12 protein-coding genes are annotated in these 12,903 nt (G+C 70.5%); 8 read left to right on the forward strand and 4 right to left on the reverse strand.

All coding sequences use genetic code 11. The features are described 5' to 3' along the window. Window positions 1-5: 5 nt before the first annotated feature. Window positions 6-836, forward strand: coding sequence for a PaaX family transcriptional regulator (locus tag ABT063_RS39795; protein WP_351065616.1), 831 nt, complete (start codon window positions 6-8; stop codon window positions 834-836). On the opposite strand, the gene ABT063_RS39800 is transcribed toward ABT063_RS39795, so the two are convergent. The 4 genes from ABT063_RS39800 to ABT063_RS39815 are packed head-to-tail and all read right to left on the reverse strand — an operon-like array spanning window position 827 to window position 4,640. Then, the gene (locus ABT063_RS39800) at window positions 827-1,282 is read right to left on the reverse strand and encodes a MaoC family dehydratase (RefSeq protein ID WP_351065618.1); all 456 of its coding nucleotides are present in this window, start codon (window positions 1,280-1,282) and stop codon (window positions 827-829) included. The genes ABT063_RS39795 and ABT063_RS39800 overlap by 10 nt on opposite strands. A 36-nt stretch (window positions 1,283-1,318) precedes the next feature. Further along, entirely contained in the window at window positions 1,319-2,821 is a 1,503-nt protein-coding gene (menE, locus tag ABT063_RS39805) for an o-succinylbenzoate--CoA ligase (protein ID WP_351065619.1), read from the reverse strand. A gap of 12 nt (window positions 2,822-2,833) precedes the next feature. Further along, window positions 2,834-3,718, reverse strand: coding sequence for an amidohydrolase family protein (locus ABT063_RS39810; RefSeq protein ID WP_351065621.1), 885 nt, complete (start codon window positions 3,716-3,718; stop codon window positions 2,834-2,836). Between the two features lie 4 nt (window positions 3,719-3,722). Beyond that, on the reverse strand, window positions 3,723-4,640 hold the full coding sequence (locus ABT063_RS39815; RefSeq protein WP_351065623.1) for an SDR family NAD(P)-dependent oxidoreductase: 918 nt from the start codon (window positions 4,638-4,640) through the stop codon (window positions 3,723-3,725). 208 nt (window positions 4,641-4,848) lie between these two features. Here ABT063_RS39815 and ABT063_RS39820 point away from each other — a divergent pair, with 208 nt between their 5' ends. The 7 genes from ABT063_RS39820 to ABT063_RS39850 all read left to right on the forward strand — a co-directional run bounded on the left by ABT063_RS39820 (window position 4,849) and on the right by ABT063_RS39850 (window position 12,896). Next, complete coding sequence (locus tag ABT063_RS39820) at window positions 4,849-5,274, forward strand: MarR family winged helix-turn-helix transcriptional regulator (protein ID WP_095754242.1); 426 nt, start codon at window positions 4,849-4,851, stop codon at window positions 5,272-5,274. A gap of 175 nt (window positions 5,275-5,449) precedes the next feature. Continuing rightward, entirely contained in the window at window positions 5,450-6,757 is a 1,308-nt protein-coding gene (locus ABT063_RS39825; RefSeq protein WP_351065625.1) for an MFS transporter, read from the forward strand. Further along, window positions 6,754-8,145, forward strand: coding sequence for an alpha/beta hydrolase family protein (locus ABT063_RS39830; protein ID WP_351065626.1), 1,392 nt, complete (start codon window positions 6,754-6,756; stop codon window positions 8,143-8,145). The genes ABT063_RS39825 and ABT063_RS39830 overlap by 4 nt, the downstream gene beginning before the upstream one ends. Further along, window positions 8,142-8,912, forward strand: a complete 771-nt coding sequence (locus tag ABT063_RS39835; protein ID WP_351065628.1) for an IclR family transcriptional regulator — start codon at window positions 8,142-8,144, stop codon at window positions 8,910-8,912. The genes ABT063_RS39830 and ABT063_RS39835 overlap by 4 nt, the downstream gene beginning before the upstream one ends. Window positions 8,913-9,216: 304 nt before the next feature. Further along, on the forward strand, window positions 9,217-10,482 hold the full coding sequence (locus ABT063_RS39840; RefSeq protein WP_351065630.1) for a glycosyltransferase family 4 protein: 1,266 nt from the start codon (window positions 9,217-9,219) through the stop codon (window positions 10,480-10,482). Next, complete coding sequence (locus ABT063_RS39845; RefSeq protein ID WP_351065631.1) at window positions 10,479-11,315, forward strand: hypothetical protein; 837 nt, start codon at window positions 10,479-10,481, stop codon at window positions 11,313-11,315. Before ABT063_RS39840 ends, ABT063_RS39845 begins: the two co-directional genes overlap by 4 nt. Window positions 11,316-11,495: 180 nt before the next feature. After that, on the forward strand, window positions 11,496-12,896 hold the full coding sequence (locus ABT063_RS39850; protein ID WP_351065633.1) for a glycoside hydrolase family 16 protein: 1,401 nt from the start codon (window positions 11,496-11,498) through the stop codon (window positions 12,894-12,896). Window positions 12,897-12,903 lie beyond the last annotated feature (7 nt).

Consider the following 12,903-nt stretch of genomic DNA (forward strand, 5'->3'; position numbering starts at 1 on the left):
GCCGCGTGACCGGTGAAGAGTCGCTGCGGCCCCAGTCCCTCATGCTGACGTTCCTGGGCGATCAGGTGCTCGGGCGGGACGTCTGTGTGTACTCGGGCAGTGTCATCGACGTCTTCGCGCGCGCCGGCGTCGGCGAGCAGGCGACCCGCTCGACGCTGACCCGCATGGTGAACCGCGGTCTGCTGCGCCGCCAGCGCGAGGGGCGCCGGATGTACTTCGGGCTGACCGAGCGTTCGGCGGCCGTGCTGCGCGACGGTGAGCGGCGCATCTGGCAGACCGGCGCGGTCAACCGGCACTGGGACGGCAGCTGGACCCTGCTCGGGTTCTCACTGCCCGAGTCCTGGCAGCGCCAGCGCCACGACCTGCGCTCGAAGCTCACCTGGAGCGGCTTCGGCCCGCTGTTCAACGGACTGTGGATCGCCCCCGGCGAGGTCGAGGTGTCCTCGCTGGTGGCCGAGCTCGGCCTGTCCGCCCATGTGAAGGTCTTCCGCGCGCACGCCGACGCCGGTATGGACATCGGCGCCATGATCGAGGAGACCTGGGAGCTGACCGAACTGGCGGCGCGCTACGAGGTCTTCGTACGACGCTGGCAGCCGTGGCGGACGCGGGAGCCGGACGCCGACGAGGCCCTCGCGCTCCGGCTCCGACTGCAGGCGGAGTGGCTGCAGGTCATCCGCCGCGACCCGCGCCTGCCGGTCAAGCATCTGCCGGACGACTGGCCGGCGGAGCAGGCCGAGAAGACGTTCCGGGCGGTGCACGAGCGCTTCACCCCGCTCGCGCAGGACGCATCGGAACGCCTTCTCGACCTGGTGCCGGTGCGCCCTGATCAGGCGTAGAAGCGGGACAGGCTCTGCAGGACGGCCGCGGGCTTGGCGCCGCCCTCGATCTCGATCGTCCCGTCGACCGTGATCTGCACCCCGCCCGGCACATCCTCGACGTCCGTGAGCTTGCCTGCCAGCCGGATCCGCGATCCGACCTTCACGGGCGAGGGGAAACGCACCTTGTTCAGGCCGTAGTTGACCTTGGTCGTGACGCCCTGGACGTCCAGCAGCTCGGTGAACAGCGGGATGAAGAGGGACAGGGTGAGGTAGCCGTGCGCGATGGGGGCGCCGAAGGGCCCCGCGGCGGCCTTCTCCGGGTCCACGTGGATCCACTGGTGGTCGCCCGTGGCATCGGCGAAGGTGTCGATGCGCTCCTGGGTGACCTCGATCCATTCACTGGTGCCGAGGTCGCTGCCGGAGAGCTTCTTGAGTTCGTCGAGGCCGTTGACGGTGATGCTCATAAGTAGCTTGTTCCTTCAGGGAGTTGGTGCAGGGAGTCAGTGGTTGCCGAAGCGCTTGCGCACCCGGGATTTCAGGAGCTTTCCGGAGGCGGTGCGCGGGAGTTCGTCCGCGAGGACGACCGACTTCGGGATCTTGTACTTGGCCAGGCGCCCGGCCAGTGAGGCCAGCACCTCGTCGGCGTCCAACGAGGCGCCCTCGCGCGGCACGACGACCGCGCGCGGCACCTCGCCCCACTTGTCGTCGGGCACGCCGATGACCGCGCACTCGACGATGTCCGGGTGGGCGAGGAGGAGGTCCTCGATCTCGGCGGGGTAGATGTTCTCGCCGCCGGAGATGATCATGTCCTTAATACGGTCGACGATGTACACGTAACCGTCTTCGTCGACCCGGGCCGCGTCCCCACTGCGGAACCAGCCGTCGGCGAAGGAGGCGGCCGTCTCCTCGGGCAGACCCCAGTAGCCGGGCATGACGTGCGGCCCGCGCACGACGACCTCGCCGGTCTCGCCGACCTCGACCGGGGCGAGGTCGGGCCGCAGCACCCGTACGTCGCTGAAGAAGTGCGGAACTCCGGCCGAGCCCACCTTGCTCAAGGCGTGTTCGGCGTCCAGGAACAGGGTCCCGGGGGCCGCTTCCGTCATGCCGTAGCCCTGGAGGAAGGTCAGGCCGCGCTCCTGGTAGGCGGCGATCAGCGGGGTCGGCACCGGGGAGCCGCCACAGGTGAGGAGACGCAAGCTGGACAGGTCGGCGTCCTTCCAGCGCGGGTGCCGGGCCACCTGGTCGAACATGGTCGGCACGCCGAACATGAAGGTGATCCGGTGCCGTTCGATCAGGTCGAAGGTGGCCTCCGGGTCGAAGGCCTCGACCAGGACACAGGTGCCGCCCTTGAGCAGCACCGGCAGGGTCAGCATGTTGAGGCCGGCCGTGTGGAACAGCGGGGCGGAGACCAGGGCGCGCTCGTCGGCGATCAGGTCGTGGTCGATGAGGACGTTGATCGCGTTCCAGGTGAGGTTGCCGTGGGTGAGCATCGCGCCCTTGGGGCGGCCGGTCGTGCCCGAGGTGTACATGATGATGCAGGTGTCGTCGGGGGCGACCGGCTCGTCGATGGGGTCGGTGGGGGCCGCGCCGAGCGCCTCCTCGTATTCGGCACCCACCTCGATGTACGCACGTACGTCGGTGTTGCCCGGCAGCCCGGCGACCAGACCCTGGAACGCGGGGCCGTAGACCAGGGCCTTGGCCCCGGAGTCGGCCAGTTGATAGGCGATCTCAGGGCCGGCGAGGCGGGTGTTGAGGGGGACGAAGACCGCGCCGAGGGTGCCCGCCGCGAACAGGGTCTCCAGGTAGGAGGGGTGGTTGGGGCCGAGGTAGGCGATCCGGTCGCCGCGCCGGACGCCCCGGGCGCGCAGGGCGTGAGCGAGACGAGTGGTGCGTGTATGCAGTGTGCGGTAGTCCGTCGACTGCTCACCGTGGATCAGGGCCGAGCGGTGCGGGGTCTTGCGGGCCCGGCGTGCGGGCCACGACCCCAGTCCCTCGTTGCGCATCTTCACGCCTCTTTACGGTTTGGTCAGGCCGAGCAGGCGGGCGGCGTTCTCCTTGAGGATCTTCGGCTTCACCTCGTCCTTGATCGACAGCTTCTCGAAGTCGGCGAGCCAGCGGTCGGGAGTGAGGACGGGGAAGTCGGAGCCGAAGAGGACCTTGTCCTTCAGCAGCGTGTTCGCGTACTGCACGAGCTGCGGCGGGAAGTACTTCGGCGACCAGCCGGACAGGTCGATGTACACGCCCGGCTTGTGCGTGGCGACGGCGAGGGCCTCGTCCTGCCAGGGGAACGACGGGTGCGCGAGAATGATCTTCAGGTGCGGGAAGTCCGCGGACACGTCGTCGATGTGCAGCGGGTTGGAGTACTTGAGCCGGATGCCGCCCCCGCCGGGCACGCCCGCGCCGATGCCGGTCTGGCCCGTGTGGAACAGGGCGATGGTGCCGGTCTCCTCGATGACCTCGTAGAGGTCGTACGCCACCGAGCGGTCGTTGGGGAAGAAGCCCTGGATGCTGGGGTGGAACTTGAAGCCCTTCACCCCGTACTCCTCGACGAGGCGGCGGGCCCGCTTGACGCCGGCCTTTCCCCGGAAGGGGTCGATGGAGGCGAACGGGATGAGGACGTCCGCGTTGGCGGCGGCGGCCTCCGCGACCTCCTCGTTGGGGACCGGCTCGGTGCCGGTCGCCGACTCGGCGTCCACCGTGAAGATCACCGCGGCCATCTTCCGCTCGCGGTAGTAGGCGGCCGTCTCCTCAAGGGTCGGCTTCCGCTTGCCCTCGACCTTGAAGTAGGCGGAGGAGGCCTCGTGCAGGTCGTCGTCCAGGGAGGAGTGGCCCTTGGAGGAGACCTCCGCGTGCGTGTGGACGTCGATCGCGACGAGGTCCTCGACGTTGAGGGTCGCCATGGTGTCAGGCCTCCGGGAACTTGGGCGCCGGGACGCCAACGGTCTGGAGTTCCGCGCCGACCGAGGTGGGCCAGGCGTCGGCCAGGGCGCCGGGGGTCCAGCCGCCGTCGGCGTACGCCGCCCTGAGCTCCTGCGGATGCGACCAGAGTGCCACCTTGTCGCCGCCGATGCCGATGCACTGGCCGGTCACGCCCCGCGCCGCCTCCGAGGCGAGGAAGGGGACGAGCCCGGCGCAGTCCTCGGGGGTGCCGAAGCCCTCGCCCTTGCGCAGGAAGTCGGGCAGCGGCTCGCCGTTCCTCATCGCCTCGATGTACGGGGCGAAGGCGGGGATGGTCTCGGTCATCGCGGTCGCGGCGACCGGGACGATCGCGTTGACGGTGATGTTCGCGCGGCCCAGTTCCATGGACCAAGTGCGGGCCATGGCGGCGATGCCGGCCTTGGCGGCGGCGTAGTTCGTCTGTCCGAAGTTGCCGCGCTGCCCGGCCGGGGAGCCGACCAGGATCAGGGTGCCGCCCTCGCCCTGCTCGCGCATCCGGACGGCGGCGGCGCGGGCGCAGGTGAACGTGCCCTTGAGGTGGGTGGTGATCACCGCGTCGAAGTCGTCGTCGGTCATCTTCCACAGCACCTTGTCGCGCAGGATGCCGGCGTTGGTGACCAGGACGTCGAGGCGCCCGAACTCTTCGACCGCCCTGCTCACCAGCCGGTCCGCGGCCTCGGAGGTGCCGACCGGGACGACCTCGGCGACGGCCGTGCCGCCCGCCTCGGTGATGGACTTCACGGCCTGCTCGGCCACGGCCTCGTCCACGTCGTTGACGACCACGGACGCACCGTGGGCGGCCAGGGCGTGCGCGTAGGCGAGGCCGAGGCCTCGACCACTGCCGGTGACGACGGCGGCCTTGCCGGTGAGATCGATGCTGGGCACGAGCGGGTCCCTTCCCTGGGGGTGGCGACTTCGAGATCGAAGTTAAGAGCAATAATTGGTGACGTCAATAGTTGTTGCCAACCGGGCGGTGCGTCAGACTGGACCCGGACACGGAACCGCCCCTCCCGGGGCCTCGACCAGGGAGCCCGCCATCGCCCGCCAGCCAGACGTCAAGAACCCCGCCCCGATCGACGCGCACGAACCGTGGATGCGCGGGCTGCACGCGGACTCGGGCTATCTCCTGTACCGGCTCGGCCTGCGCTCCGGGCAGCTGTTCAACGCCTTCCTCCAGGAGTCGGGCCTGCGCATGCGCCACTACGCGCTGCTCCGCTTCCTCGCCACCTCCCGGGGCGCGCTGCAACGCGAGCTGAGCACGTCCCTCGGCTACGACCCGAGCGCGATCGTCGGCCTGGTCGACGACCTGGAGAAGCTGGGCTTCGCCGAGCGCCGCCCCTCCCCGGACGACCGCCGCAGCCGGATCGTCGCCCTCACCGAGGCCGGCCGCGCCTTCCTGCGGGACAGCGACGAGGCCGGCCTGCGGGCGACCGACGAACTGCTGGGCCCGCTGAACCCCGACGAGCGGGAGACCCTGCACGCCCTGCTCCTGCGGATCGCCGAGGACGGCCTCAACTGATGTTGTGCAAATGATTGACGGCCGCACAATCGATGCCTAGCTTCACCGGGGCACCGGTGCGGTCCCCCACCGGTGACACCCCCACGGCACCGGCCCCAGGGAGCTCATCGTGCAGCCACCCCGTCCGTCCGCCTCTCCATCGTCCGCCCCTCAACCGTCCCCGGATCACCGGCAGTTGCGCCGCGTCGCACTGTCCGGACTGCTCGGCACGGCAGTGGAGTTCTACGACTTCCTCGTGTACGGCACGGTCGCCGCGCTGGTCTTCGGCGACCTGTTCTTCCCCAAGGCCGACCCCGCCGTCGGCACGATCGCGGCCTTCGGCACCTTCGCCGCGGGCTATGTGGCCCGCCCGCTGGGTGGCATCGTCTTCGGTCATTTCGGCGACCGGATCGGCCGCAAGTCCATGATGCTGCTGACCATGGTCCTGATGGGCTGCGGCAGCTTCCTGATCGGCGTGCTGCCGACGTACGACGCGATCGGCGTGTGGGCACCCGTCCTGCTGGTCGCCCTGCGTGTCGTACAGGGCCTGGCGATCGGCGGCGAGTGGGGCGGCGCGACCCTGATGGTCGTGGAACACGCCGAACGCACCCAGGGCTCCCGGCGCGGTCTGTGGTCCAGCTTCACCCAGCTCGGCGCCCCGCTCGGCTCCGTGCTGTCGGCCGGGGTGGTCACCCTGGTCTCCACGCTCCCCGACGACGACTTCCGCTCGTGGGGCTGGCGGGTGCCCTTCCTGCTGAGCATCGTGCTGCTGGCCGTCGGCCTGTTCGTCCGTCTCAAGGTCGCGGAGAGCCCGCTGTTCGCGCAGGCGAAGCGGGAGCCGCTGGACAAGCCGCCGGTCGTGGAGGTGCTGCGCCGGCCGAAGCCCGTGCTGCTGGCCGCCTGTGTCGGGATCGGCGCGTTCACGGCGCAGTCGCTGTTGACCGGATTCATGATTTCGTATGCGGTCGACCAGGGATACAGCCGACCGCAGGTGCTCACCGCCGTGACCATCGCCTCCTGCGTGGCCCTCGCCGTACTGCCCGCCGCCTCCGCGTTCTCGGACCGGGTCGGCCGCCGCCCGGTGGTGCTGGCCGGTGCCGTCGCCTCGGCCGCACTCGCCTTCCCCGTGCTGGCGCTGGTCGACTCCGGCTCCCCCGGCCTGCTGATCCTCGCCCTCGCCCTCGGCCACGGCGTCGCCCAGTCCACGATGTACGGACCGCTCGGTGCCCTGCTCACCGAGATGTTCGGCACCCGCGTCCGCTACACCGGCGCCTCCCTCGGCTACCAGGCGGCCACCCTGGTCGGCGCCGGGTTCTCGCCGCTGATCGCGAGCAGCCTGCTCGCCTCGTACGGCGGCGGCAGCGCCCCCGTCTCGCTGCTGCTGTGCGGCGGCGCGGCGATCACCGCGCTCACCGTGTGGCGGATGCGCGAGACACACACCGACACTCTCGACCCGACTCCGTCCCGCACCACCACCCCCACACCCGAAGGGACGCCCCGTTGAGGACCCACGCCCGCATCGCCTTACTGACCATAACCCTGTGCGTGGCGACCGCGCTGCCCGCACAGGCCGCCACGGACACCCGTCTGGAGGGCCGGCTGCCGTCAGGGGCGGCGTACGTGATGGACGTACCCGCCGACTGGAACGGCACCGTGCTCCTCTACAGCCACGGCTACAGCCCCGTCGGCGCCCCCAACCCCGCCCAGAATTCCCCCGGTTCGGCCACCCGGGACAGGCTGCTCGACGAGGGCTACGCACTCATCGGCTCCTCCTACGCGACGAGCGGCTGGGCGGTGACGGAGGCCGTACCCGACCAGCTCGCCACACTAGACCTGTTCACGCACAAGTTCGGCCCGGCCCGGCGGACGCTCGCCTGGGGCACCTCCTACGGCGGCTTCGTCACGACGGCACTGGCCGAGCGGCATTCCGGCCGCTTCGACGGCTCCCTGTCGATGTGCGGGCTCGTGCAGGGCGGCGTCGCCAACTGGAACAGCACCCTGGATCCGGTGTTCGCGCTCAAGACCCTGCTGGCACCCGGCGCGGACATCCCGCTCACCGGCTTCGCCGACCAGGCCGCCGCCACCGCCGCGGCGAAGGCGCTCACCACCAAGGTCGCCACGGCCCAGCAAGCCCCCGCCGGCCGCGCCCGCATCGCGCTGGCCGCCGCCCTGCACAACATCCCGGGCCACAACGACCCCGCCCAGCCCGAGCCGGCCCCGACCGACTGGGATGCCCAACAGGCCAACCAGTACACGGCCGTCACCGGACTCCTCCAGCTCCCCGCCTTCTCCTGGCGGCAGGAGGCGGAGAGCCGGGCCGGAGGCAACCCCTCCTGGAACACGGGCGTCGACTACAGCGGCATGCTCCACCGGTCTCCGTTGTACAAAGAGGTCACGGAGCTCTACAAGGAGGCGGGTCTTTCCTTGCGCGACGACCTCACGACGCTCAACCACGCCCCCCGTATCTCCGCCGACCCCGCGGCCGTACGGTGGATGCGGCACACCAGCGCCTTCACGGGCCGGCTCACCGATCCCCAGCTGAACATCCACACCACCGGCGACGCGCTGATCCCCGTACAGGCTGAGAGCGCCTACCGGCGGGCCGCCACCGCGGCCGGTGCGGGCGGCCTGCTCAGCCAGGCCTACGTCGACGGCCCCGGGCACTGCTCCTTCACGCCGGGCGAGATGCTCGGCGCCCTGCACACACTGGAACGCCGACTGGACACCGGCCGCTGGGACACCTCGCCCCATGTCCTCAACTCCCGCGCCCGGCAGGCGGATCCGACGGGCGAGGCCCGTTACGTCACCTACCGGCCCGCCGCCTACCCCCGCCCGTACGACCTCGCGCACCCGGCCGACGCCCCGGTGCCCCCGGGAGGCCCTCGGCCATGACCGTCCGCTCCGCGCCCGACCGGCTGCTGTCCGTGCTCGCCGCGTTCGACCACGAGCACCCGGCGCTGTCCCTGACGGACATCAGCCGGCGGGCCGGGCTGACCCTGACCACCGCACACCGGCTGGTGGGCGCCCTGACCGAGTGGGGCGCCCTGGAGCGCGACGAGTCCGGCGTCTATCACGTGGGGCTGCGACTGTGGGAGGTCGCAGCCCTCGCGCCGCGCGGGCTCGCGCTGCGGCAGGCGGCGCTGCCGTACCTGGAGGACCTGTACGAAGCCACGCACGAGAACGTGCAGTTGGCGGTGCGCGACGGATCCGAGGTCGTCTACATCGAGTGGATCTCGGGCCGCTCGGCAGTCGGCGTACACATCCGCGTCGGCGCGCGCTGGCCGCTGCACGTCACCGGTGTGGGCCTCGTGCTGCTGGCGTACGGCGACCCGGAACTCCAGCAGGAATACTGCGCGAGGCCGCTCGCCTCCCTCACCCCGTACACGATCACCGAGGCGGGACGGCTGCGCCGGGTCCTGGCCGAAGTACGGCGGTCGGGAGTGGCGGTGAGCGACCGCCAGGTCACCGAGGACGCCCTGTCGGTGGCGGCCCCGGTACGGGGACCGGACGGGACGCTGGTCGCGGCCGTGTCCGTCGTGGTGCCCCAGAAGACCGCCCAGGTGCCGGTGCTGATCCCCGCGGTACGGCTCGCGGCGCGCGGTATCTCGCGGGCGCTTGGGTGGCAGCCTGAGGGGAGCCGGGCCGGGAGCGGGGTGTAGGAGGTCGGCGGTCGACGGCTGGCAGTCGACGGCTGGCAGTCGACGGTCGACTGTCGGCGGCTGACCGGTGGCCGACGGTCGGCGACTGGCGGTCGGCGGTATGCAATAGACCCCGTTGGCCGCCAGTCGTCACCATGCCCGCCCCGGCGACGACGGCGCCATGCGGCCAACGGGCCTGGTGAACCCCGAAACCGCTGCGCCGGCCGTACGACCGGTTCGACCTGACGCCTCCCGCAGTCCATCTGAGCGCTACGAAGTGATAACGGATCACAACCGTACGAGAGTTCGCTTCGTCTAGCTCGCCATGAAGATCTCTTTCCTGCTGCACAACGCCTACGGCATCGGCGGCACGATCTCCACCACCTTCAACCTCGCCCAGGCACTGGCCGAGCGGCACGATGTGGAGATCGTCTCCGTCATGCGGCACCGGGAGCACCCGAACTTCACCCTGGATCCGAGGGTGTCGCTGCGGCCGCTGGTGGACCTCAGGCAGGAGAAGGAGCATCCGTTACACCTGAGACCGGCGAAAGTGTTCCCGCGCACCGAGTACCGGTACGGGCAGTACAGCGAGTTGACTGACCAGCGGATCGGCGAATGCCTGGCCGCGATCGACGCCGACGTGGTCATCGGCACCCGGCCTGGGCTGAATGTGCATCTCGCGCTCCAGGCTCCGCGGCACGTCGCACGCGTCGGGCAGGAGCACCTCACCCTGGACAACCATCCGCCAGGGCTGCGCAGCGCCCTGCGCCGGGCCTATCGCCGACTGGATGCGCTCACCACGGTGACCGAGGCGGACGCCGCCGCCTACCGGCGCAAGATGCGGCTGCCGGGGGTACGTGTGGAGACGCTCCCGAACAGCGTGCCGGATCCCGCGCTGCCGGCCGCGGACGGCACCGCGAAGGTGGTCGTCGCGGCCGGCCGACTGGTCCGGGTGAAGCGATACGACCTGCTCATCGAGGCCTTCGCCGTGGTCGCCGCCGAACACCGGGACTGGCAGCTGCGCATCTACGGCAAGGGTGAGGAACTCGACCGGCTGCGCAAGCTCGTCGCGGACCTCGGTCTGTGGGACAACGTCTTCCTGATGGGTGCGGCGGCACCCATGGAGGCGGAGTGGGTCAAGGGTTCGATCGGTGCGGCCGCCTCCAACTTCGAGCCGTTCGGCATGACGATCGTCGAGGCGATGCGCTGCGGCCTGCCGGTGGTGAGCACCGACTGCCCCTACGGCCCCGGTGAAATCATCAAGGATGGGGTCGACGGCCGGCTCGTGCCGGTCGGGGACCGTGACGCGCTGGGCGCGGCCCTGCTGGAACTGGTCCGTGACGACGAGCGGCGCCGGCGTATGGGGCGCGCCGCGCTGGAGAACGCGCGGCGGTTCGCTCCCGGCCCGGTGGTCGAGCAGGCCGAGCGCCTTCTCACCGAGGCCGTCTCGGCGCGAAGGTCGGGGCGGCCGGTGACACAGGAGCCGGCCCGACCGCACCGCGTCCTGGTCAGCCAGGGCTTCGCCGCCCGCGACGCCGCGTACACCGCGGCCGGCAGCGCGCTGCGCATCGTACGGAGGGGGCAGCGATGAGCGCGGAACACGGTACGCAACCACGCGTCGGCTGCGCGGTCGACGCGGACGGCCGGATCACCTTCGACCTTCCGACGCGGCCGGACGAGAGGCACGAAGAGCAGCAGTTGCTGCTGCGGCTGCGGCCGAAGAAGGGACAGCCGGAGAAGGACCTCCACGTCCTCGACCTGGAGCCCGCCGCCGACGGTCGCCTGTATGCCGTCCTGGGTCCGCACACCGTTCTCGCGGAGGGCCGGTGGGATGTATACCGGATCCAGGATGCTGGATCCGGGCGACAGAGGCTGCGCCCAGGCCTGCGCGACCTTCGGGTCCTCGTCGACGGACACCTCCGTGACTGGCAGTCCCCCTTGGCCGTCCGGATTCCCTACGTCACCAAGGACGGCTACCTGGCGGTACGGGCCTGGCTGCGCACCGCCCACGCGGAGGTCGGCCGCATCGACGTCACGAAGAAGTCGACGACCGTCCGCGCGCGCCTGCACGGCACCTCGCTCCAGGCGGGAGCCGTCACACACCTGCGCCTGCGGGGCGGCAACGGCGACATGCGCACCCTGGAGCCACAGGCCGGAGACGACGGCCGGAGCTTGTCCTTCACGGTCGACCACGAGGAACTGGCCGCCGGGACGGGCGCCGGGAGCGGCGCCTGGGACGTCTTCGTCCGCCCCGCGGCAAAAGCCCCCCTCATCCGGGTCGCCCGCCTTCTCGACGACGTGGCGGATCGCAAGGAGGTGTTCGTCTACCCGGCGGTCACGGTCGGCGGTGCAGTCCTGCGTTCCTACTACACGGTCGACAACGACTTCTCCATGGAAGTGAAGAAGGCCGGCAGCGCGATTTAACCCTTTCGCGTCATTCATGAGATGAACTCACCTGCGGCGGAACGACTTTCGCTGTTTCACCTCTTGACGACCGGAGTGACCGAGAGCACATTGGGCGCACTTTGAGAGCGCTCTCAGAGTGTCGCCACAGGGCTCTCGAAGGCACCCGCGCATTCCACTCCGTACCCGAGAGGCACTCCCATGAGCGAAACCTCCGGCATACCCCGCAGACGGCGAAGTCCCCTCCGGCGGGCGCTCGTCGCAGTCGTCAGCGCACTGGGGCTCGCGGCGGCGGCCGCCACGGTCGCCTCCCCGTCCGCGAACGCCTCCGCGCCCCCGCCCCCGACCGGCTGGACGCAGGCCTTCCTCGACGACTTCAACGGCGCCGCGGGCACCGGCGTCAACACCTCCAACTGGCAGTACGCGACCGGGACTTCGTATCCAGGCGGCCCCGCCAACTGGGGCACCGGCGAAGTCGAGACGATGACGAACAGCACGAACAACGTCTCGCTCGACGGCAACGGCAACCTGCGCATCACTCCGCTGCGCGACGCGGCCGGCCGATGGACCTCGGGCCGCGTCGAGACCAACCGCACCGACTTCCAGCCGGCGTCGGGCGGCAAGATGCGGGTCGAGGCACGCATCCAGATGCCGAACGTCACCGGCACGGCCGCCGAGGGGTACTGGCCGGCGTTCTGGATGCTGGGCGCGCCCTACCGCGGCAACTACCAGAACTGGCCGAGCGTCGGCGAGCTGGACATCATGGAGAACGTCCAGGGTCGCAACACCGTCTGGGCCACGATGCACTGCGGCACCAACCCCGGCGGCCCGTGCAACGAGACCACCGGCCTCGGCAACTCCACCGCCTGCCCCAACACCACGTGCCAGTCCGGCTTCCACACCTACACGATGGAGTGGGACCGCTCGGCGAGCACGGAAGCGATCCGCTTCTTCGTCGACGGCGTCAACTTCCACACCGTCACGGAGAACCAGGTCGACGCCACGACCTGGACCAACGCAACCGACCACGGCTTCTTCATCATCCTCAACGTGGCGATGGGCGGCGCCTTCCCGGACGCCTTCGGTGGCGGCCTGGACGGCGACACGCGGTCCGGTGTGCCGATGGTCGTCGACTACGTGCAGGTGCTGCAGTCCAGTGGGAGCGGTACCACTCCGCCGCCGACGGGCAACCGTGACGCCTACAGCGCCATCCAGGCGGAGTCGTACGACAGCCAGTCCGGGACGAGCGCCGAGACCACGTCCGACACCGGCGGCGGCCAGAACCTCGGCGCTCTCGCCAATGGCGACTGGGCTCTCTACCGGGGCGTCAACTTCGGCTCCACCGCGGCCAAGCAGTTCGTCGGGCGGGTGGCGAGCGGTGCGGCCGGCGGGGTCAGCGGACTGGTGGAGGTGCGTCTCGACAGCCGTACCAGCACGCCGATCGGCAGCTTCTCGGTGGCCAACACAGGTGGCTGGCAGTCCTGGCGGACGGTCCCGGCCAACATCAGCTCGGTCACCGGCACCCACGACGTCTACCTCACCTTCACGAGCGGGCAGCCGGCGGACTTCGTGAACGTGAACTGGTTCAACTTCGGTCGCTGAGGAGCAC

Source organism: Streptomyces sp. NPDC002838 (assembly GCF_040295365.1).
GTDB lineage: Bacteria > Actinomycetota > Actinomycetes > Streptomycetales > Streptomycetaceae > Streptomyces.